The sequence below is a fragment of the Bradyrhizobium sp. GW821-FHT12B03 genome (genome assembly GCF_058807535.1).
In genome coordinates this window covers 137,196-154,878 of the sequence record NZ_JBXAQU010000022.1, presented here as the reverse complement: position 1 = coordinate 154,878, position 17,683 = coordinate 137,196, and the positions used below count along the sequence as shown (strand labels likewise).

Genomic DNA, 17,683 nt, shown 5'->3' with positions numbered 1-17,683 from the left:
TCTTCAGTCCTGCCAATTAGACAGACTGAATCACTGATCCCTCTGCGTCGCAACCGCCGCCTTTTTCAACAGAATCGACCCAAAACGGACATCGAGCGTCCCTCAACGGCAATCGTTTAATCCGCTATGATGCACCGTCCTGAACCGCGGGGAGTCTGCATGAGACCGCGCGAGTTCATCACTTTTTGCGGCTCGGCTGCGACGTCAGGCTAACCGCGCTAGCAGTAGCGAGCAGAGCGGCGGCCACTAACCCCGTCGACCTGAGTTCCATTCTATTGCATTGAATTTTCGACGTGTGGGACAGTTCACAAGGCGCTTGTGCACCGCGTACTATTATGAGCTGCGGGTCGCGCCCTTGTCAGTAGCGAACGTGGCGGCAAGAATGAAAGAATCCATCCGGCTCTACCGAAGTCTGTTTGGAAGCGGTTCGTATATGCGCTCGCTTTGCGAGGGCATTGCTTTCTTAGCGGCCAGCGCTATCGCGATTTTCGCAGCAGTAAGCTATGCCACGGTTCACGCCAGCAATCATGTAACCGATTTGGTGCTGAGCCGCGTTGGTCCCTACAATGTGCGGTTCCTCTTCGTCTATGGCACGTTCGCCGCCTTTGCAATTACAGCAAGCTTGCTAGCTTTGCGTCCAAACCGCCTGCCATTCGCGTTCAAGGCAATGGCGCTCTTCTTGCTAGTCCGTGCCGTGTTCGTAGCGCTAACTCACATGGCGCCATCACCTATCGATCCGCAAAAACCCGCGCCATTCTTGAACTCGATTTTCTATGGAAGTGACCTGTTCTTTTCCGGGCATACCGGAATGCCATTTCTTGCCGCGCTTGCCTTCTGGCACATTTTGGAATGGCGAATATTTTATCTCGGGCTAACCGCTTTCTTCGGTGCCGTTGTCCTGCTTGGGCACTATCACTATTCAATCGATGTGCTTGCGGCGCTATTCATCACTCACGGCGTGTTCCAGATTTCCTGTTGGCTATTCAGTCGCGACTACGCGTTATTTCGCTCCTCCGAGGGTCGAATGGTGCCACGGCAAAAACGTCCTCTTCGAAAATCACCGATCCCAACAGGTAGCGAACGAAGCCTCCCCAGCAAACCCTTCGTTCTCCACGTAGTCGGCGAGGAATCGTCCCCGAGCGTTCAAGTTCAGCCCACGTCCGACTTAACCGGGCCGAACGCTTGAACCAAGGTGCCGAATTTGAGCTGCTGCCGGTTTGATGGACACCGAGATTAGGTGTTTCATGAAGCCGGAGGTGGGCGATGAAGAGACGGAAGTTTAGTCGCGAGTTCAAGATCGAGGCAGTTAAGCTGGTCAGGGAACGCGGGGTGTCGGTGGCGCAAGCCAGCCGCGATCTGGACGTTCATGAGAACGTTCTGCGCAAATGGGTGAAGGAGTTTGGCTCCGACCCGGCGCAGGCGTTTCCCGGCCACGGGCAGATGAGGCCTGAGCAGCTAGAGATCGAGCGGCTTCGTCGCGAGGTTGCCAAATTGAAGGCCGAGCGGGATATCCTAAAAAAGGCCGCAGCCTTCTTCGCGAAGGAAGCGACATGAAGTTCGTCTTCATCGCGAAGCACCGGGCGATCTGGCCGGTGGCATGGCTATGCGATGCGCTGGGGGTGTCGCGGTCGGACTTCCATGCCTGGCTGAACCGCTCTCCCAGCGCCAGATCCCGCAGCGACGAAGAACTCGGCGCCAAGGTCAAAGTCAGCTTCATCGCGAGCGACCGCACCTATGGTGCGCGCCGGGTGTGGCGCGATCTGCTCGCCGATGGGGCGAACTGTGGCCTGCACCAGATCGAGCGGCTGATGCGCCTACAGGGCTTGCGGGCACGCCCGCGTCGGCGGCGCTTGCCAAAGGATAACGGCGACCGGCAGCTCGAGACGGTGCCGGCGAACCTGCTGGACCGACAGTTTGCTGCCGAGCGGCCGAACCAGAAATGGATCGCCGACTTCACTTATCTCTGGACCGCCGAGGGCTGGCTCTATGTCGCGGCGGTGATCGACCTGTTCTCGCGCCGGGTGGTGGGCTGGTCGATGAGTGCCGCGATGACGGCACAGCTCGTAACGGATGCCCTGTTGATGGCCGTCTGGCGGCGCGGCAAGCCGGACGCGCTGTTGCATCATTCCGACCAGGGCAGCCAATACACCAGCGAGCAGTTCCAGCGCCTGATGGCCGACCACGGCATCGTCTGCAGCATGAGCCGATCCGGCAACGTCTGGGACAATGCGGCGATGGAGAGCTTCTTCTCCTCGCTCAAGACCGAACGGACGGAAGCCAAAACCTACAGAACCAGAGACGAGGCACGCGCCGATGTATTCGATTACATCGAGAGATTCTACAACACCACCCGCAGGCACTCGACCATCGGCTATCTCAGCCCGGTTGAGTTCGAGCGCAAGGTGGGGTTAGCTTAACCCGGTGTCCATCGAACCGGCAGCAGCTCAAACTGCAAGGCGTGATGTCCGCTATGACCGACAGCAGACTTGCCGCTGCTGCCCGTCATGCGTCGGCTTGTGATCCACAGCAGCAGTGAGGTGGTGTCGGTGTGAACTGCGGCAGGTACTTTAGACCGTCGTACTCCGACGCTATTGAGAGATTGCAGCAACCCGACCTTAACTAAAAACTCGAGCGGGAAATTCACCAGCGTGTTCTACCCAAAGTGAGGCTTCAAGAAACCTTGGGCAGAGGTGAAAGGGTACCCGGCATGGAAGTACAAACGGCAAGGTCTCTCTTCAAGACAATCGGCTTCGTATTCGGGTTGTTCTGTCTTTTTATGACCTATGCTTCGGGCGTTCGTCTTTACGAACACGTGCTCGGGGACCGGTCCATCCTACAGCACGAGGTAAGCCTTCTCGACATTGGCGGGAATGTCCTCCTTTTAGGCATGAGCGGCTTCGGAGTGATTGCGGTATTGCTCATAGGCCGAAGAGGTTTGGACGGAGTTGTCGGAAACTGGCCATATGTCCTTCCTGTCGTGCTGGTCGCTGTATTTTGCGCGACAATGGCCGCTACGTTCGGCGCCAGACGAATGACCTGGGTTATTCCGGCGGCCAGTCTTTTCGGCCTCGTCGGGTTATGGGTCGGATGGAGTGGTCTGAGACAGCATGGATTGCCCATCACTACCCGCGTCTCGGACATGTTCTTGATCCGAAGACAGAACGAGATCAATCAGTGACAGGACATCCTGCACCTAGATAACCCTCATGGCTCTCACGAAATTGCCGCCTCTAATGCCCAAGAATAGATACATTGTTAGGTCGGGGCCGCAGGTTTATCAGGCCGCTACACCGCAAGACGCGCTTGCACTGGGTGAACAGATGGCGGCCGAGGGGATGGAAGACGTCTGGATCATCGATCAGGAGCCGCCCGGGGTTATGAGCCTCGAAACTTTGCAATACGCGCTCAAAGGCGTTGTCCAGCCGAGCCAGCCCGACCGTCGTGATGCCACTTCTAACAAGCCCGACTGATGCCGGCTGATCTCTGCAGTTGCCCCATTGCTGATCTAAGGGGACACTTGTTTGATCTTATGGCGGAGTCGATCCATCTTCCGGTAGCTTTTGAATAGTCGCTGCAACCTAAGTTACACCAAGCTTGTAAGCGCGAAATTCACCCATGCTCTCTACCTAAGATCGCCACGAAAGGCGGGAGGTTGCGGTGGGCTGGAAGCTTTTTTGCACTGTTCAATGTTCTGCTCACGTGTTGGCATTTCACGAACCCAGGGCCTTACAGCGCGGCGGCGGTCATCAACCTTACGATTGAAACGTTTGCGACCATCGGTCTTGTGCTAGTGTCATTCGAATTCAACGTCCTCCCCTGCAAGTTCTGGCGCATGTTCGCTGGTGTTTATGCAGCCTACAGCACTGTACTCGCAGGGTTCTTCTGTCGGAACCTCTACAAGCAATACGCAATCGACGGCAGGACCCTATCGATCATCGTCGGCGCATTCGTCGTATTCGGCACCTTCCAGATCGCCGTTAGCGTTGGACTTTGGGCAAATGTCTCAAGGAACGGTCGGCACAAGGATCGTCGCGCACTGCGTGAAGTTTGATTGCAGCAGAGGCAACCAAGTGGTTGGCCCACACGTCGCCTTAGGGCCAAGGACGACGTTCATGCAGACCAGGTTTCAAGGTCCGCTTTTGCCGGAAGCGGACCGCGCCTTCCATGAGTCCCCGCCCTACGCCCGCCGCATCAGCCTGAGCGAAGCCGCCAGCCGCAGGCTGCGCTTGCCGGCGAGCGCGATGCCTTCGAACTCGCCACTATCGGCCGTGCAGGTTCCGGAGAAGCCGATCCCGACCTCATAGCCGCCGAACACCGGGTTCTCGCCTTTCGCCGGCGTGTGCTCCTGGTTCAGCATCTCCCCCTTCCAGCGGCCGTCTGCCGACGAGTACGAGCCGAGATAGTAGAAGAACGCATCGCCGCCGAGGATGCGGCCGTCGATCAGCAGCATCACGCCGGACAGTCCCGCATCGACACCGTCGAGCGCGCGCAGGCCCATCCCATAGAGTCCATTGGCGATGCCGCCGGGACCGACCTCACCGCTCGGAGGCAGCGCCTCGTCATCGAGCCGCGTGAGGTTGGCCCAGAATTTCGCACCCGGCATCGTGTCCGCGCCGCCCTCGAGACGGATCTGATTGCCGTACAGCCGCCCGCGTGCCCCGATCGATGCGACATCGGCGCCCATCAGCGGCTTGTAGTTCGGATCCAGATTATGCCGCTCGGTGATGACCTCGGCGACGATCTCGCCGCCCTGCTCGACATAGGTGCCGAGATGCGCGAAGCCCGAATTGCCGCCCAGCATCTTGCCGTCATGCAGGCACATGATGCTGCAGCCGAACGCATCGTTGACGCCGTATTCAACCTTGTAGAGTCCGTCCAGCAACGCAATAAGCCCGCAAAATCAGAAAGGAATCGTGTGGCTACCTAGCATCGCCGTCGCATCGAGGCCATCCGGCTTTTCCGCGCAGGGGCGCCCCGCGGAGCCTTCGCTGCACGATGCCATCATGCCCCTGTTTTGTCCGACGGGTCAACCCAAATTTCGCAAAATCAGCAAACTTGCGATTTCAATGACTTGGCTACTGTGCATGGGGTTGTTTTTGCGCTTCTTGTTTTGCGCGGTCCAGGAAGGCCTTCGAGCCCGGCCGCCGACGCCTGCACGCGAGCTAGAAGCACAGCGTGGTGACGAGCTTGCCCTGCTTGTCCTTGATCGCGTAGGGGCAGCGCAGCCGCTCCAGCGCCTGCTTGGCATCCGCGTCGCCGAGCGCTGCGGCGCGCTCGTAATAGGCTTTCGCGGCGTCCTTGTCCTTTGGCCCGCCGCGGCCTTCCTGCGCGAAGGCGCCCATCCGCTCCAGCGCGCCGGGATGGTTTTGCGCCGCCGCTTTCTCGAACAGCGCGCGCGCCGCGACGTCGTCCTTGGCGCCGCCCGTGCCTTCGGACAGCATCAGGCCGAGCTGGTATTGCGCCTCCGCGTTGGTCTCGGCCGACTTGCCCAGCAGCGCGCGCGCCTGTGCGGGATCGGCCGGCGCGCTACCTGCTGCGCCGCCGAGCGCGGCAAGATTGCTGACGCCGCGGGGATTGCCTGATTGCGCCGCCTTCTCGAACAATTTGCGCGCCTGCGCTTCGTCCTTTGCGACGCCGGCGCCGGTGCCGTAGAGCACACCGAGCTCGACCATGGCCGCGCTCGATCCCTTGTCGACCGCCTTGCGCCAGGCGGCGATCGCCTCCGCGGTCTGTCGGTTCGCGGCATAGGCCCGCCCCAGCGCAAACATCGCACGCCGCGAGGAGCCTGCGGCCTGCTTGCAGAACTTGATGGCGGTCGTGACGTCGGAGGCCGCGATCTCCGTCACGCCCTTCACGTCGGCCGGCTTGTCGGGATCGCTGGGATCGGCCGCCACCCGGTCGCACAGGACGAGGTCGGCCGATTGCGCATGCGCGGCCAGGGGCGCGGCAAGCGCGAAGAGGATGGCCAGGAGATGAGTCCGCATGGGCGCTACGTTGCGTCCCCGTCCCGGCAAATTCAAGGCTCGAGCCCCGATTGGCGGAGAACAGGCACGACCTCCGGTGATGCCAGATAGCGCAGCAGCCGATCGGCTGCGACTGCGTTCGTCGCGTCGGCCACGCGGCCGGCGGAGAACACGGCCGGTGTCTGCAGCTCATGCGGGATCGGGCCGACCACCTCGATGCCGCCGACCTGCTTCAACTCGCTGATCTGCTGCACGGCCAGATCCGCCTCGCCGCTGACGAGCCGCTCGGCGGTAAAGCCCTGCTCGACGATGGTCGCCCTGGCGTTGACCTCGGCCGCGATCCCCATCCGCACGATCAGCTGGGCGAAATACACGCCGCTCGCGCCGAGCCGCGAATAGGCGACGGACCGCGCCGCCAGCAGCGTCGTGCGCAGCGCAGCCTCGCTGCCGATGTCGGGATGTGCCTGCCCGGCCCGCACGGCGATGCCGACGAAGGAGCGCGCCAGATCGGCCGCGCCGTCGGCGATCACGCGGCCCTCGCCGATCATCTCGTCGAGCCCCTCGCGCGTGAGAATGACGAGATCGGCGGCCTCGCCGTCGCGCAGCCGCTTGAGCAGCGCCAGGGTCGGTGCGAAGTCGGCATCGACATGAATGCCGCTGGCGGTCTCGAAGGCGGAGGACAGGCTGCGCATCGCGCCCATCAGGCCGAGCGTCGAAAGCATGCGGACGGTATTTGCCATGTGGTGTCCCGGATGACGATCAGGCGCCGTGCATCAGCTTGAGCGCGGCGGTCAGGCGCAGGCTGCGCTTGCCGGCAAGCGCCGTTGCCTCCAGCACCGCCTGCTCCGCGTCGTAGCTGCCGGAGAAGCCGATGCCGACCTCGTGGCCGCCGAAGATCGGATCGTCCTTGGCCGGTGTGTGCTCCTGGTTGAGAATCTGGCCCTTCCAGCGGCCGTTCGCGGCGGTGTAGCTGCCGAGATAGTAGAACGAGGCATCGCCGCCGAGGATGCGGCCCTGGTTGAGCAGCATCACGCCGGTGAGACCGCCGTCGACACCGTCGAGCATGCGCAGGTGGATCGAATAGAGCCCGTCGGCGATGCCGGCTTCGCCGACGCCACCGGCGATCGGCACCTCTTCCTCCGTGATCGGGGTCATCACCGACTGGAAGGGCACGCCCGGCAGCTCTTTGAGCTCGCCCTTGAAGCGATAGAGATCGCCGTCGACCCGGCCTTTCGCGATCAGCGTCGCGTCATCGGTGCCGGCCATGGCGCGATAGTTCGGATCGGGGTTGTGGCGGACCGTCATGATCACGATGTCGACGCCGTCGTCGGTCTTCTCGTACGTGCCGATATGGGCGAAGGCCGAATTGCCGCCGAGCATCTTGCCGTTGCCGGCATGCATCACGCTCCGGCCGACGGCGTCGCCGAGCTGAAACCGCACCTTGTAGAAGCCTTCAAACACCAGCCGTCCCCGGCCCTGCACGCATCCAGCCGCACTCTATCCCGCTTTCGACGGCGATGGACAAGTTTCACGCGGCCAGAGCCGGCCGGCCACAGGAACGGCCGTCATCAAAACATAAAAATCCGCCGGAGCCCTTTAGCTCCGGCGGATTGAGAACCAACCCGGGCCAGCCCCCCAGCCCGGGCCGGGAGGATCTTAGGCGACCGCCTTCTTCTCGGTCGGCACGGACGCGATGGTCTTCAGGATCTGCGAAGCGATCTGGTATGGGTCGCCCTGCGAGTTCGGACGACGGTCTTCCAGATAGCCCTTGTAGCCGTTGTTGGCGAAGGAATGCGGAACGCGGATCGACGCGCCACGGTCGGCAATGCCGTAGCTGAACTTGTTCCACGGCGCGGTCTCGTGCTTGCCGGTCAGACGCTTGTCGTTGTCCGGGCCGTAGACGGCGATGTGGTCCATCAGGTTCTTGTCGAAGGCGGCCATCAGCGCCTCGAAGTACTCCTTGCCGCCGACCGTACGCATGTACTCGGTGGAGAAGTTGGCGTGCATGCCGGAGCCGTTCCAGTCGGTGTCGCCGAGCGGCTTGCAGTGGAATTCGATGTCGATGCCGTACTTCTCGGTCAGGCGCAGCATCAGGTAGCGGGCCATCCACATTTCGTCAGCGGCCTTCTTGGAGCCCTTGCCGAAGATCTGGAATTCCCACTGGCCCTTCGCGACTTCCGCGTTGATGCCTTCATGGTTGATGCCGGCCGCCAGGCAGAGGTCGAGATGCTCTTCGACGATCTTGCGGGCGACGTCGCCGACGTTCGAGAAGCCGACGCCGGTGTAGTACGGACCCTGCGGCGCCGGATAACCGGAGGCCGGGAAGCCGAGCGGACGACCGTCCTTGTAGAAGAAGTATTCCTGCTCGAAGCCGAACCAGGCGCCGGCATCGTCGAGGATGGTGGCGCGCTTGTTGGAGGCGTGCGGGGTCTTGCCGTCGGGCATCATGACTTCGCACATCACGAGCACGCCGTTGGTACGCGCCGCGTCCGGGAAGACGGCGACCGGCTTCAGCACGCAATCCGAGCTGTGGCCTTCGGCCTGCTGGGTGGAGGAGCCATCGAAGCCCCAGAGCGGAAGCTGCTCGAGCGTCGGGAACGACGCGAATTCCTTGATCTGAGTTTTGCCGCGCAAGTTCGGAGTCGGCGTATATCCGTCGAGCCAGATGTACTCGAGCTTGTACTTGGTCATTGAGCCTCTCTGTAGATGATGCGAAAGGTTGGGGCCCGGGGGCCCCCACACGTTTGTACCCGGCCACCATCGGCCGACCGTTTACAAGCATTTAACGTGCCAAAAGGCCGCACTGCGGGAGGTTTTCCAAGGCGTCCGGTCGCTTCCCGCCGCCAGCCGGCCGCCCACAGCGCCGTGCGTCATAGCGGCGCACCTTTGCGTGAAGCTGCACCGCAAAAATCCCGCGGAAAACGCCTGATTCTGGAGCAGGCAGGCCTGTGCCGGAGGTTGCCGATGAAACGCGCATCAACGTCCGGCAATATTCGCAAAGTCTTCGCCCCGTCGCCAGCAACCTTCGCAATGGCCCAAGCGTTAGTCACCAAGCGCGTGCCTTGGAGGATGCAGAATGCAGACTGCCTAGAAAATGAGCTGAAACTGATTTCCTTTTCAGCACTTTGCATTTCGGGGCGCGCGGCCGATATGGGGATTCCAGTAACCACAATCGAACGAGTCGGGCGCACCATGGAGGCCAAGCGCTTCGACCCGAGGAGATATCGCAATGATGAACAATGGTCTGAGTGAGGGATCTGCAAAGATCTATCAATTCCCCACCGGGGGCCGCGCGGCTCTCGGAGGACGCCGCTACGGTGAGGCCCGCCTTCCCGCCGACCGTCTCTCGCTTCCCGTGAACGAGACGATCTGCAGCGGAAGTTGGTACCATCAGGAGGCCGTCGATGAGGCCAAGCCGAAATGGGACCGCTGATGCCTGTGTTTGGTTCAGTCCCGCGGCGCTCTCCGGAGCGACCGGCGGCAGTTTGAAAAAGGGTCGAAACAACGAAGTTTCGGCCCTTTTTGATTCCTGGTGTCCTGCCTGAACTGCCGGCCTCAGATCGCCCCGCAGGCCGTGACCGGCCGCTTGAGGTGCTTGACCGTGGTCGCTCCCGTCTTGTCGATCCTCAGCGTGATCCCCGCCCCCGAATAGCGCGCGCCCGAGACCGTCAGCCGCTTGGCGAGCGTGACGGGTTCGCCGTCGATCTGGAGAAACGCGCGCTTGTCCTCGTCATAAAACCCGACGATGAACTGCGTACCATCGGTGCAGCGGTAGGTCTGGAACGTCTGTGCGCCGGCCTGCCGCGCATCGATAAGTCCGCCCGCCAGCATGGTGATCGCCAAAACAATGGCCTTGTGCCCGTTCATGATCGCCCCCTGTAATAGCGCACCGGCAACATAACAAACGCTGATCCGATGTCAGACTCCCCTGCCCGCCACCTCGCCTTGCAAGGCGCCAGCAATTTTCGCGATCTCGGTGGCTATCCGACCGCCGATGGCCGCATCACGCGCTGGCGGCACATCTTCCGCTCCAACCATCTCGGACAACTCACCACCGACGATATCGCGGCCGTCCGCGCGCTCGGCGTCAGAAGTGCGTTTGATTTTCGGGGGCTGCAGGAACGCGCCGCGGGCGTCTGCGTGGTCGACGACATCACCGTGCACCCGTTGCCGATCGAACCGACGGTGGTGGCCGCGCTGCGCGCCGAACTCGCAAGAGGCACGCTGACCGCGCCGGTCGCGCTCGAAATCATGCGCGAATCCTACCGCAACTATGTCCGACACAACACGCACAGCTTTCGCGCGCTGTTCGGCCATCTGCTGGAAGACCGCGCGCCGCTCGTGATCCACTGCACCGCCGGCAAGGACCGCACGGGCTTTGCCAGCGCGCTGATCCTGCATGCGCTCGGCGTACCCGATGACGTCATTGCCGAGGATTACCTGTTGACCAACCAGTTTTACCGGCGCGATGCGACGGCCGCCACCGATCTGCCCGAGGACGTGCGCAGCGCGATTGGTAGCGTCGAGCCCTCCTACCTTGCGGCCGCCTTTGAAGCCGTCGGCAGCGATTATGGCGATCTCGAAACCTACTTGCGCGACGGGCTCAAGCTCGGCACAGCAGAGCGCACCGCGCTGAAGGCGCGCTACCTGCAATCATAGGCGGCCGCGCCGGGAGAACGACAATGCAAGGCAAGGTTCTGATCGTCACCGGTGCGCTCGGCGCGCTCGGCAAGGTGGTTGCGGAGCTCGCGCAGTCTCGCGGCGCACGGGTCGCCGGCATCGATCACGCGCCCTCGCAACTGTCGGCGACGCCCGAGCGCATCGAGATCGGCAGCGTCGATCTGTCCGACGCGGCGCAGGCGAAGACGGCGGTTGATGCAGCGGCGAAGCACTTTGGCCGGCTCGACGCGCTGATCAACATCGCCGGCGGCTTTGCCTTCGAGACCGTCGGCGACGGCGACATCACGACGTGGCAGCGCATGTACGCGCTCAACGTGCTGACCGCTCTCAACGCCTCGCGCGCGGCGCTGCCGCATCTCGCCGCCTCCAGCGCCGGCCGCATCGTCAACATCGGCGCCATGGGCGCGCTCCAGGCCAGCAACGGCATGGGCCCCTATGCAGCGTCGAAAGCCAGCGTGCATCGCCTCACCGAGGCGCTTGCCAGCGAGTGGAAGGGCAAGGTGACGGTGAACGCGGTGCTGCCGTCGATCATCGACACCAGGGCCAACCGCGCCGACATGCCGAAGGCGGACTTCACCAAATGGGTCACGCCGCAGGAGCTCGCCGAAGTGATCCTGTTCCTCGCCAGCGACGCCGCGAGCGGCATCACCGGCGCACTGATCCCGGTCGGCGGGCGGGTGTGATCAATCCGGCACCAATAGCCGCAGATTGCCCTTGAAGCGGATGCTCTGCTTGCCCGCAAGCGCGATGCCCTCGCCATAGGCGGTGTCGTCGGTGTAGGTGCCGCTGAAACCGATGGTCACGACCTTGCGACCCCACACGGGGCGCTCGTCGAACGAGGGCGAATGCTCCTCGTTGGTCAATTCGCCCTTCCACTTGCCGTCAGCCGCGGTGTAGCTGCCATAGGCGAAGAAAAAGGAGTCGCCGCCCCGCATGGTGCCGTCGCGCAGCACCATGACGCCCTGGTTGCCGCCCTGGACGGCATCCAGCATCTCGATGCGGATGTGATAGAGCCCGTTCCGGATTGTCATCGTCGTCAAGCGCCCGGCTGTGCGGCCCGCAGGATAGCCGGACCATCCGTTCCCGATCAAATGGCAGGGAGCCCGGAGTCCGATCCGGGCTAAACTGCCCGAACTGATTCTCCGATCGGAACGCAAGACCCGGACGCTGACTTTGGAAACCGCGCTCTACCTGCCCGTCAAACGCTTCCTCGAACAGCTCGGCTTCACCGTGAAGGGCGAGATCGGCGGCTGCGATCTCGTCGGCTTAAGCGCCGGCGACCCGCCGGTGGTGGTGATCGGCGAGCTCAAGCTCGCCTTCAATCTGGAGCTGATCCTCCAGGCGGTCGACCGGGCGCCGGCCGGCGACGAGGTCTGGATCGCGGCCAAGATGTCGGCGCGCGGCAAGGGCCGCGAGAGCGATGCGCGCTATCGCAATCTCTGCCGCCGCCTCGGCTTTGGTATGCTCGGGGTCACCGACCGCGGCCAGGTCGAGGTGCTGGTCAAGCCGCCGACGGCCTCGCCGCGCCGCGAGCCGAAAAAGCGCTCGCGGCTCGTTTCCGAGCATCAGCGCCGCCAGGGCGATCCGGTGCTCGGCGGCAGCACGCGCGCGCCGATCATGACGGCCTACCGGCAGCAGGCGCTGGCCTGCGCCTCGGCGCTGGCAGACGGGCCGCAGCGGGTGCGCGATCTACGCGTGCGTTGTCCCGATGCCGGCAAGATCATGCTTAACAACGTGTATGGCTGGTTCGAGCGCACTGAGCGGGGAATCTACGGGCTCACCGCGGCCGGACATGCCGCGCTGAAGCGCTGGCCGCAGCAACGAATCGAGATCGACGCAGGCGCTCTGTCACCGGCATGACACAGGATCGATGCAAGCCGTGAATAGCTGAGATGCCACACCAAATTCATATTGCAATGCAACATAGGCGGCACTAGGTATCCCGGATCGAAACGAGGCCCCCATGAGCGCAGACTGGAATACCAAGTACGGCACGCGGCGCGTGCGTCACGACCCGCCCACCCTGGACGAGGCGATCTTCGCCGCCGTCGGCATCACCGACGACCAGGCGCAACAGGCCGAGATCGCCGCAGCGCTGATGGGGATGCCGCTCGATGTCGTCCAGGCCGAGGTGAAGAAGCAGGCCCGCACCAACAGCCGCATCACCGCCACGCGCGTGATCGCCGGCGAACAGGGCGCCCAGCGCTCCGTGGTGGTCGAACGCCGCGTCGTCCGCCGCTTCGGCACCGGCACACGCACCGGCACTTGAGCACATACTTCACGGCCCGGAATACAAAAGCGGACCGGCATCGCCGGTCCGCTTTTTGATTCCAGTCCGCTTTTCGCCTTCAGGCGGCGCGATTGCCGTACATGCTGGAGATGATCTTCCAGCAGGTCGAATTGAAGCTGAGAAGCGCGCGCCCGGCCTTGAAGGGCGCAGCCGCGAGTTCCGCGAGTTCAGCTTCCGGCGTCTTGGCCAGATCGATCGTGCCGGTCGATTCGCCATGGCGGAAGGCGAGATGCGCCCCGAACTTCCTGGCGAGCGCCCGCATGGCGTGATTCTCGGCACCGGTGGTGATACGCAGCTTCTTGTAGCCCTTCCAGCGAGCCTCCGCGATCAGACGGCTGAACAGGATGGTGCCGACATTCTGTCGGCGCGCCGAGGCCTCCACGCTGAACGCGACCTCGGGCAGCGAATCGTCCTCCGGCGGATGCAGCTCAGCCGCACCACGAACCACGCCGTCCACGATGTAAGCCACGATCACGGTGCCGTCCTCGGCGCACCGGGCCGCGTAACGCTCGATGAAGCTGTCGTCGAGAAAGCCGTTGAAACGGTCATGCCGGCTTCCGGCATCGAGCCTCAGCAGATGATCGCGCAGAAGCGGCAACTCTTCCTGCTGGCTCAGGGTTCGCACATACCCCGGAACGGACGTCGTGCGAACGGTGTCTTCAAGTACCACGTCAAAACTCCTCTTGGTGTCCCTCGAGGAGGCGTTCGAATCCCTAGGCCTCCTATATTGTGCAACGCAGCAAGATTTTCAAGACGGGAACCTGCCCAAGTTTCGAGCATCGGGAACGACTATTTCGTTAACAAAATCAAGGCCCCGTATTCATACGAGGACGAGCTGCGTCTGGGTCACCACGGCCACCAGCTTGCCGTCCTCAGTTTCGAGCCGGGTGGTCCAGACCTGGGTGCGCCGACCCCGGTGAACCGGGGTCGCGGTGGCAATGACCGTGGTTCCCTCCTTGGCGCCGCCGATAAAGTTGGTCTTGCTCTCCAGCGTCGTCGTGCCCTTGGCGTCCTCGGGCAGGTTGATCACGGTCGCGGCCGCCCCGACGGAATCGGCCAGCGCCATCACCGCGCCGCCGTGGATGGTGTGGTGGAGGGTGCAGAGATCGGGCCTGACGGTCATCCGTGCCACCACGCGGTCCTTCCCGGCCTCGACGAATTCGACGCCCTTGAGCTCGGCGAACGGCATCTTCATCGCTTTAAGTTTCTCGAGCGGCGTCATCGGATATCCTCCCAATTCGTTGTTGTCTCAGCGTGAAATGCTTCGCGCGGCAAAGCAATGACGTCCGAGGTCATGGCCATGCTGACATCGGCGCCCGCATTTGTGCATATGCTGCTCCCATGCGTCACTTCCCTCCCCGCCGCATCGTCTGCCTGACCGAAGAGACGGTCGAAACGCTCTACCTGCTCGGCGAGCAGGACCGCATCGTCGGCGTCTCCGGCTACGCCGTGCGCCCGGCCCAGGTGCGACGCGAGAAGCCACGGGTGTCGACCTTCGTCTCCGCAGACATTCCAAAGATCCTGGCGCTGGAACCGGATCTCGTGCTCGCCTTCTCCGATCTCCAGGCCGGTATCGTCGCCGATCTCGTGCGGGCCGGAGTCGATGTCCACGTCTTCAATCAGCGCGACGTTGCGGGAATCCTGGCGATGATCCGGACTCTCGGTGCTCTGGTCGGCGCCGCCAAGCGCGCCGAGGACCTCGCCCAAGGATTCGAACAGCGTCTCGCCGCGATCGCCGCGACGCCCCGCCCCTCGCCGCGGCCAAAGGTTTATTTCGAGGAGTGGGACGATCCGCTGATATCCGGCATCGGCTGGGTGTCCGAGCTGATCGAGATCGCCGGGGCTGAGGATGTCTTTCCGGAGCTGCGCCATCGGCAGGCGGCGAAGGATCGTATCGTCTCGGCGGACGACGTGCGTAAGGCAGCCCCCGATGTGATCCTCGCATCATGGTGCGGCAAGAAAGTCGTGCCTGCCCGCATCCGCGCGCGCGACGGCTGGAGCGAGATTCCGGCCGTGCGCGACAGCCGCATCGTCGAGATCAAATCACCGATCATCCTGCAGCCGGGACCGGCGGCACTGACGGATGGGCTGGATGCGATCGTGACAGCGCTGTGGGGAGAGAGGGGATGAACGCCTGGAATGTCGGTTGGCTTCCCTATCGGAGCAGACACCGAGAGAAGGAAGTAGCCATGCATCGACTGCTTATGATCCTGGCGATCATTTCGCTCCTATGCTCGTCGATGGCAGCCATGGCAGACCCGAAGGATGTTCATACGGCGCGAGAGTGGGTTATGAATCCACCGAACGGGATGTTTCGCGAAGCGTCAGAGCTTCCACAGAACCAGTACAAGTTGCTTCACGGCAAGCTCAGATCAACAGCAATCCGTCTTCTCGCGAAGCAATGCTACTATCCGCTATCGACGGGAGAGACAGGCAAATACGGATTGAAGCTGCAACGTAACCAAAAGCTTTTCCTTGTTCGAGGAGTTGCGTTCAACTTCGAAAATGGAAGGGTCACAGTACGAACGAAGGATGGCGCCATCTACGTCCAACATGACAGCTTGGGGCCGAAGAACATCGCGCTCAAGTATTCGCCGATAGTCGTGTACTTGCAGGGGCCACCTGAGAATGTTTTTGCGAGCGCTGCTATCGACCAATAGGTTGCCTGAGCCGAACCAATCCCTCACGTCACCGCATTCACGACCTGGTACTCCGGCCGCCGCCACACCTCGCCTGCGATCACCTCCTCGATGATCTCGGCCGCCCTCATCACTTCGCTCTCGCCGATATACAGCGGCGTGATTCCGAAGCGCATGATGTCGGGAGCGCGGAAATCGCCGATGACGCCGCGGGCGATCAGGGCCTGCATGGCGGCGTAGCCGCCATCGAAGGCGAAGGAGACCTGCGAGCCGCGACGTTCATGCGCGCGGGGTGTCACGAGCTTCAAGGACGGGCAGCGGCGTTCGACCTCCGCGATCAGGAGATCGCCGAGCGCCAGCGAGCGCGCACGGACTTCGGCGATATCGACGCGGTCCCAGATGTCGAGCGAAGCCTCCAGCGCCGCCATCGCCAACACCGGCGGGGTACCGACGCGCATGCGCTCGATGCCGCCGGCGGCAACATAGGCGAGTTCAAACGCAAACGGCTTTGCGTGGCCCATCCAGCCCGACAGCGCGGCGCGCGCGCTGTCGGCGTGGCGCGGCGCGACGTAGAGGAAGGCCGGCGCGCCAGGACCGGCGTTGAGATATTTGTAGGTGCACCCCGCGGCGAAATCGGCACCTGAGCCGGCAAGATCGACCGGCAGCGCGCCGGCGGAATGCGCGAGGTCCCAGACCGTGACGATGCCGAGCGCGTGGGCTTTCGCGGTCAGCTTCGCCATGTCGTGACGGCGGCCGGTGCGGTAATCGACCTCGGTGATGTAGAGCACCGCGATCTCCTCCGACAGCGCAGCCTCGATGTGCTCCGGCGCCACCAGTCGCAATTGATGGCCGCGCCCGAGCGTCGCGATCAGGCCTTCGGCCATGTAGAGGTCGGTCGGGAAATTGCCGGTGTCTGACAGGACGATCTTGCGCGATGCGTTCATGTCGAGCGACGCCGCGAGCGCCTGATAGACTTTCAACGACAGCGTATCGCCGACCATCACGGAGCCGGCTTCGGCGCCGATCAGCCGGGCAATGCGGTCGCCGACATGGCGCGGCTGGGCATACCAGCCTGCCGTGTTCCAGGCGCGGATCAGCTCGTTGCCCCACTCGGTCGTGATGACGCGGCCAACGCGTTCGGCAACACCCAGCGGCAATGCGCCGAGCGAATTGCCGTCGAGATAGATCACGCCGTCTGGCAGATGGAACAGAGCCTTGGTGTCATCGTAGACGCGGTATCTGGTCATGAGCATTTCTACAGAATGGTACGGACGCGCCAGAGTTCGGGAAACAGCTCGACCTCCAGCATGCGCTTGAGATAGCTGACGCCGCCGGTGCCGCCGGTGCCGCGCTTGAAGCCGATGACACGCTCGACCGTGGTCACATGGTTGAAGCGCCAGCGGCGGAAATAGTCTTCGAAATCGACCATCTTCTCGGCGAGCTCGTAGAGCATCCAGTGCGTCTCTGGTGCCTCGTAGACGATACGCCAGGCCTGCAGGACGCCCTCGTTGAAACTATGGGTCTCGCGGACGTCGCGCGACAGCACCGCCGCCGGCATCTTGAGCCCGTTGCGGTCGGCCAGCCGCAGCACCTCGTCATAAAGGCTCGGCGTCGCGAGCTCGGCCTCGAGCAGTTTTGTCGTGTCCGCATCATGTGCGTGCGGCTTGAGCATGGCGTGGTTGCGATTGCCGAGCAGGAATTCGATCAGCCTGTATTGACGCGACTGGAAGCCGGAGGACTGGCCGAGCTGCGAGCGGAAGCGCGTGTATTCGCTCGGCGTCATCGTGCGCAGCACGTCCCAGGCACCGTTGAGCTGCTCGAAGATGCGCGACATCCGCGCCAGCATCTTCATCGCGGGCTGCACCTCGTCCCTGGCGATGGCGCGGCGCGCGGCACTGAGCTCGTGAATGGCGAGCCGCATCCACAGCTCGGTGGTCTGATGCTGGATGATGAACAGCATCTCGTCATGCGCCTCCGACAGCGGATGCTGCGCACCGAGGATCGCATCCAGCGCGAGATAATCGCCATAGGACATGCGCCGGGCGAAATCGGTCTCGGCGCCTTCGCTTGCGGGATCGTAATCGCTGGACGTCATGGCTGGCCCTTTCGAT

Annotated in this window: 23 protein-coding genes; 12 read left to right on the top strand and 11 right to left on the bottom strand. The window is 62.9% G+C overall.

Annotated elements, in window-relative coordinates:
* The first annotated feature begins 382 nt into the window (after window positions 1-382).
* The 4 genes from AC1RUR_RS32435 to AC1RUR_RS32420 all read left to right on the top strand — a co-directional run bounded on the left by AC1RUR_RS32435 (window position 383) and on the right by AC1RUR_RS32420 (window position 3,470).
* Window positions 383-1,186, top strand: a complete 804-nt coding sequence (locus tag AC1RUR_RS32435) for a phosphatase PAP2-related protein (RefSeq protein ID WP_492851654.1) — start codon at window positions 383-385, stop codon at window positions 1,184-1,186.
* A 77-nt stretch (window positions 1,187-1,263) separates the two neighbouring features.
* A protein-coding gene (locus AC1RUR_RS32430; protein WP_492851652.1) for an IS3 family transposase occupies window positions 1,264-2,417 on the top strand; the annotation gives its coding sequence in 2 pieces (ribosomal slippage) (window positions 1,264-1,513 and window positions 1,513-2,417; 1,155 coding nt in all).
* A gap of 290 nt (window positions 2,418-2,707) precedes the next feature.
* Entirely contained in the window at window positions 2,708-3,178 is a 471-nt protein-coding gene (locus AC1RUR_RS32425) for a hypothetical protein (protein WP_492851650.1), read from the top strand.
* A gap of 28 nt (window positions 3,179-3,206) precedes the next feature.
* On the top strand, window positions 3,207-3,470 hold the full coding sequence (locus AC1RUR_RS32420; RefSeq protein ID WP_492851648.1) for a hypothetical protein: 264 nt from the start codon (window positions 3,207-3,209) through the stop codon (window positions 3,468-3,470).
* Window positions 3,471-4,177: 707 nt separating this feature from the next.
* Here AC1RUR_RS32420 and AC1RUR_RS32415 read toward each other — a convergent pair.
* The 5 genes from AC1RUR_RS32415 to AC1RUR_RS32395 all read right to left on the bottom strand — a co-directional run bounded on the left by AC1RUR_RS32415 (window position 4,178) and on the right by AC1RUR_RS32395 (window position 8,654).
* A complete protein-coding gene (locus AC1RUR_RS32415) occupies window positions 4,178-4,882 on the bottom strand; it encodes a GrlR family regulatory protein (protein ID WP_492851646.1) in 705 nt (234 codons plus the stop codon).
* A gap of 280 nt (window positions 4,883-5,162) precedes the next feature.
* Window positions 5,163-5,984: a tetratricopeptide repeat protein gene (locus tag AC1RUR_RS32410; RefSeq protein ID WP_492851644.1), complete on the bottom strand. Its 822-nt coding sequence runs from the start codon at window positions 5,982-5,984 to the stop codon at window positions 5,163-5,165.
* A gap of 32 nt (window positions 5,985-6,016) precedes the next feature.
* A complete protein-coding gene (locus AC1RUR_RS32405) occupies window positions 6,017-6,703 on the bottom strand; it encodes a substrate-binding domain-containing protein (protein WP_492851642.1) in 687 nt (228 codons plus the stop codon).
* Between the two features lie 19 nt (window positions 6,704-6,722).
* The gene (locus AC1RUR_RS32400; RefSeq protein WP_492851640.1) at window positions 6,723-7,424 is read right to left on the bottom strand and encodes a GrlR family regulatory protein; all 702 of its coding nucleotides are present in this window, start codon (window positions 7,422-7,424) and stop codon (window positions 6,723-6,725) included.
* 195 nt (window positions 7,425-7,619) lie between these two features.
* Window positions 7,620-8,654, bottom strand: a complete 1,035-nt coding sequence (locus AC1RUR_RS32395) for a glutamine synthetase beta-grasp domain-containing protein (protein ID WP_492851638.1) — start codon at window positions 8,652-8,654, stop codon at window positions 7,620-7,622.
* A gap of 273 nt (window positions 8,655-8,927) precedes the next feature.
* Here AC1RUR_RS32395 and AC1RUR_RS32390 point away from each other — a divergent pair, with 273 nt between their 5' ends.
* Both AC1RUR_RS32390 and AC1RUR_RS32385 read left to right on the top strand, forming a co-directional pair.
* Window positions 8,928-9,215: a hypothetical protein gene (locus AC1RUR_RS32390; protein WP_492851636.1), complete on the top strand. Its 288-nt coding sequence runs from the start codon at window positions 8,928-8,930 to the stop codon at window positions 9,213-9,215.
* Window positions 9,193-9,396, top strand: coding sequence for a DUF2735 domain-containing protein (locus AC1RUR_RS32385; protein WP_492851634.1), 204 nt, complete (start codon window positions 9,193-9,195; stop codon window positions 9,394-9,396). Before AC1RUR_RS32390 ends, AC1RUR_RS32385 begins: the two co-directional genes overlap by 23 nt.
* A 122-nt stretch (window positions 9,397-9,518) precedes the next feature.
* Here the strand turns inward: AC1RUR_RS32385 and AC1RUR_RS32380 are convergent, their stop codons facing one another.
* The gene (locus AC1RUR_RS32380) at window positions 9,519-9,830 is read right to left on the bottom strand and encodes an MliC family protein (protein ID WP_492851632.1); all 312 of its coding nucleotides are present in this window, start codon (window positions 9,828-9,830) and stop codon (window positions 9,519-9,521) included.
* A gap of 48 nt (window positions 9,831-9,878) precedes the next feature.
* Between AC1RUR_RS32380 and AC1RUR_RS32375 the strand changes: the two genes are divergently transcribed.
* Entirely contained in the window at window positions 9,879-10,622 is a 744-nt protein-coding gene (locus AC1RUR_RS32375) for a tyrosine-protein phosphatase (protein ID WP_492851630.1), read from the top strand.
* Window positions 10,623-10,645: 23 nt separating this feature from the next.
* Entirely contained in the window at window positions 10,646-11,326 is a 681-nt protein-coding gene (locus AC1RUR_RS32370; RefSeq protein WP_492851628.1) for an SDR family oxidoreductase, read from the top strand.
* Here the strand turns inward: AC1RUR_RS32370 and AC1RUR_RS32365 are convergent, their stop codons facing one another.
* Window positions 11,327-11,674, bottom strand: coding sequence for a hypothetical protein (locus tag AC1RUR_RS32365; protein ID WP_492851626.1), 348 nt, complete (start codon window positions 11,672-11,674; stop codon window positions 11,327-11,329).
* Between the two features lie 142 nt (window positions 11,675-11,816).
* On the opposite strand from AC1RUR_RS32365, the gene AC1RUR_RS32360 reads away from it, so the two are divergent.
* Both AC1RUR_RS32360 and AC1RUR_RS32355 read left to right on the top strand, forming a co-directional pair.
* Window positions 11,817-12,503, top strand: coding sequence for a DUF2161 domain-containing phosphodiesterase (locus AC1RUR_RS32360; RefSeq protein WP_492851624.1), 687 nt, complete (start codon window positions 11,817-11,819; stop codon window positions 12,501-12,503).
* 103 nt (window positions 12,504-12,606) lie between these two features.
* Window positions 12,607-12,912 (top strand): hypothetical protein, encoded by a 306-nt coding sequence (locus tag AC1RUR_RS32355; RefSeq protein ID WP_492851622.1) that lies wholly within the window; start codon window positions 12,607-12,609, stop codon window positions 12,910-12,912.
* A 79-nt stretch (window positions 12,913-12,991) separates the two neighbouring features.
* Here AC1RUR_RS32355 and AC1RUR_RS32350 read toward each other — a convergent pair whose 3' ends face one another.
* Together AC1RUR_RS32350 and AC1RUR_RS32345 are read right to left on the bottom strand one after the other, a co-directional pair.
* Entirely contained in the window at window positions 12,992-13,603 is a 612-nt protein-coding gene (locus AC1RUR_RS32350) for a GNAT family N-acetyltransferase (protein WP_492851620.1), read from the bottom strand.
* Between the two features lie 150 nt (window positions 13,604-13,753).
* Window positions 13,754-14,155: a PaaI family thioesterase gene (locus tag AC1RUR_RS32345; protein WP_027569725.1), complete on the bottom strand. Its 402-nt coding sequence runs from the start codon at window positions 14,153-14,155 to the stop codon at window positions 13,754-13,756.
* Between the two features lie 119 nt (window positions 14,156-14,274).
* Here AC1RUR_RS32345 and AC1RUR_RS32340 point away from each other — a divergent pair, with 119 nt between their 5' ends.
* Window positions 14,275-15,063 (top strand): cobalamin-binding protein, encoded by a 789-nt coding sequence (locus AC1RUR_RS32340; RefSeq protein WP_492851618.1) that lies wholly within the window; start codon window positions 14,275-14,277, stop codon window positions 15,061-15,063.
* Window positions 15,064-15,122: 59 nt separating this feature from the next.
* Complete coding sequence (locus tag AC1RUR_RS32335; protein ID WP_492851616.1) at window positions 15,123-15,593, top strand: hypothetical protein; 471 nt, start codon at window positions 15,123-15,125, stop codon at window positions 15,591-15,593.
* A 23-nt stretch (window positions 15,594-15,616) separates the two neighbouring features.
* Here AC1RUR_RS32335 and kynU read toward each other — a convergent pair whose 3' ends face one another.
* Window positions 15,617-16,819, bottom strand: coding sequence for a kynureninase (gene kynU / locus AC1RUR_RS32330; RefSeq protein ID WP_492851614.1), 1,203 nt, complete (start codon window positions 16,817-16,819; stop codon window positions 15,617-15,619).
* Window positions 16,820-16,827: 8 nt separating this feature from the next.
* Window positions 16,828-17,667 carry a tryptophan 2,3-dioxygenase gene (gene kynA, locus AC1RUR_RS32325; protein ID WP_492851612.1) on the bottom strand — a complete coding sequence of 280 codons (840 nt, stop codon included), beginning with the start codon at window positions 17,665-17,667 and terminating at the stop codon, window positions 16,828-16,830.
* Between the last annotated feature and the right edge of the window lie 16 nt (window positions 17,668-17,683).

What these genes read in the sequence shown, in the direction of transcription:
- AC1RUR_RS32435 (WP_492851654.1), top strand. Translation starts at nt 383, where the DNA reads ATGAAAGAATCCATCCGGCTCTACCGAAGTCTGTTTGGAAGCGGTTCG.
- AC1RUR_RS32425 (WP_492851650.1), top strand. Translation starts at nt 2,708, where the DNA reads ATGGAAGTACAAACGGCAAGGTCTCTCTTCAAGACAATCGGCTTCGTA.
- AC1RUR_RS32420 (WP_492851648.1), top strand. Translation starts at nt 3,207, where the DNA reads ATGGCTCTCACGAAATTGCCGCCTCTAATGCCCAAGAATAGATACATT.
- AC1RUR_RS32410 (WP_492851644.1), bottom strand. Translation starts at nt 5,984, where the DNA reads ATGCGGACTCATCTCCTGGCCATCCTCTTCGCGCTTGCCGCGCCCCTG.
- AC1RUR_RS32405 (WP_492851642.1), bottom strand. Translation starts at nt 6,703, where the DNA reads ATGGCAAATACCGTCCGCATGCTTTCGACGCTCGGCCTGATGGGCGCG.
- AC1RUR_RS32395 (WP_492851638.1), bottom strand. Translation starts at nt 8,654, where the DNA reads ATGACCAAGTACAAGCTCGAGTACATCTGGCTCGACGGATATACGCCG.
- AC1RUR_RS32390 (WP_492851636.1), top strand. Translation starts at nt 8,928, where the DNA reads ATGAAACGCGCATCAACGTCCGGCAATATTCGCAAAGTCTTCGCCCCG.
- AC1RUR_RS32385 (WP_492851634.1), top strand. Translation starts at nt 9,193, where the DNA reads ATGATGAACAATGGTCTGAGTGAGGGATCTGCAAAGATCTATCAATTC.
- AC1RUR_RS32380 (WP_492851632.1), bottom strand. Translation starts at nt 9,830, where the DNA reads ATGAACGGGCACAAGGCCATTGTTTTGGCGATCACCATGCTGGCGGGC.
- AC1RUR_RS32375 (WP_492851630.1), top strand. Translation starts at nt 9,879, where the DNA reads ATGTCAGACTCCCCTGCCCGCCACCTCGCCTTGCAAGGCGCCAGCAAT.
- AC1RUR_RS32370 (WP_492851628.1), top strand. Translation starts at nt 10,646, where the DNA reads ATGCAAGGCAAGGTTCTGATCGTCACCGGTGCGCTCGGCGCGCTCGGC.
- AC1RUR_RS32365 (WP_492851626.1), bottom strand. Translation starts at nt 11,674, where the DNA reads ATGACAATCCGGAACGGGCTCTATCACATCCGCATCGAGATGCTGGAT.
- AC1RUR_RS32355 (WP_492851622.1), top strand. Translation starts at nt 12,607, where the DNA reads ATGAGCGCAGACTGGAATACCAAGTACGGCACGCGGCGCGTGCGTCAC.
- AC1RUR_RS32345 (WP_027569725.1), bottom strand. Translation starts at nt 14,155, where the DNA reads ATGACGCCGCTCGAGAAACTTAAAGCGATGAAGATGCCGTTCGCCGAG.
- AC1RUR_RS32340 (WP_492851618.1), top strand. Translation starts at nt 14,275, where the DNA reads ATGCGTCACTTCCCTCCCCGCCGCATCGTCTGCCTGACCGAAGAGACG.
- AC1RUR_RS32335 (WP_492851616.1), top strand. Translation starts at nt 15,123, where the DNA reads ATGCATCGACTGCTTATGATCCTGGCGATCATTTCGCTCCTATGCTCG.
- kynU (WP_492851614.1), bottom strand. Translation starts at nt 16,819, where the DNA reads ATGACCAGATACCGCGTCTACGATGACACCAAGGCTCTGTTCCATCTG.
- kynA (WP_492851612.1), bottom strand. Translation starts at nt 17,667, where the DNA reads ATGACGTCCAGCGATTACGATCCCGCAAGCGAAGGCGCCGAGACCGAT.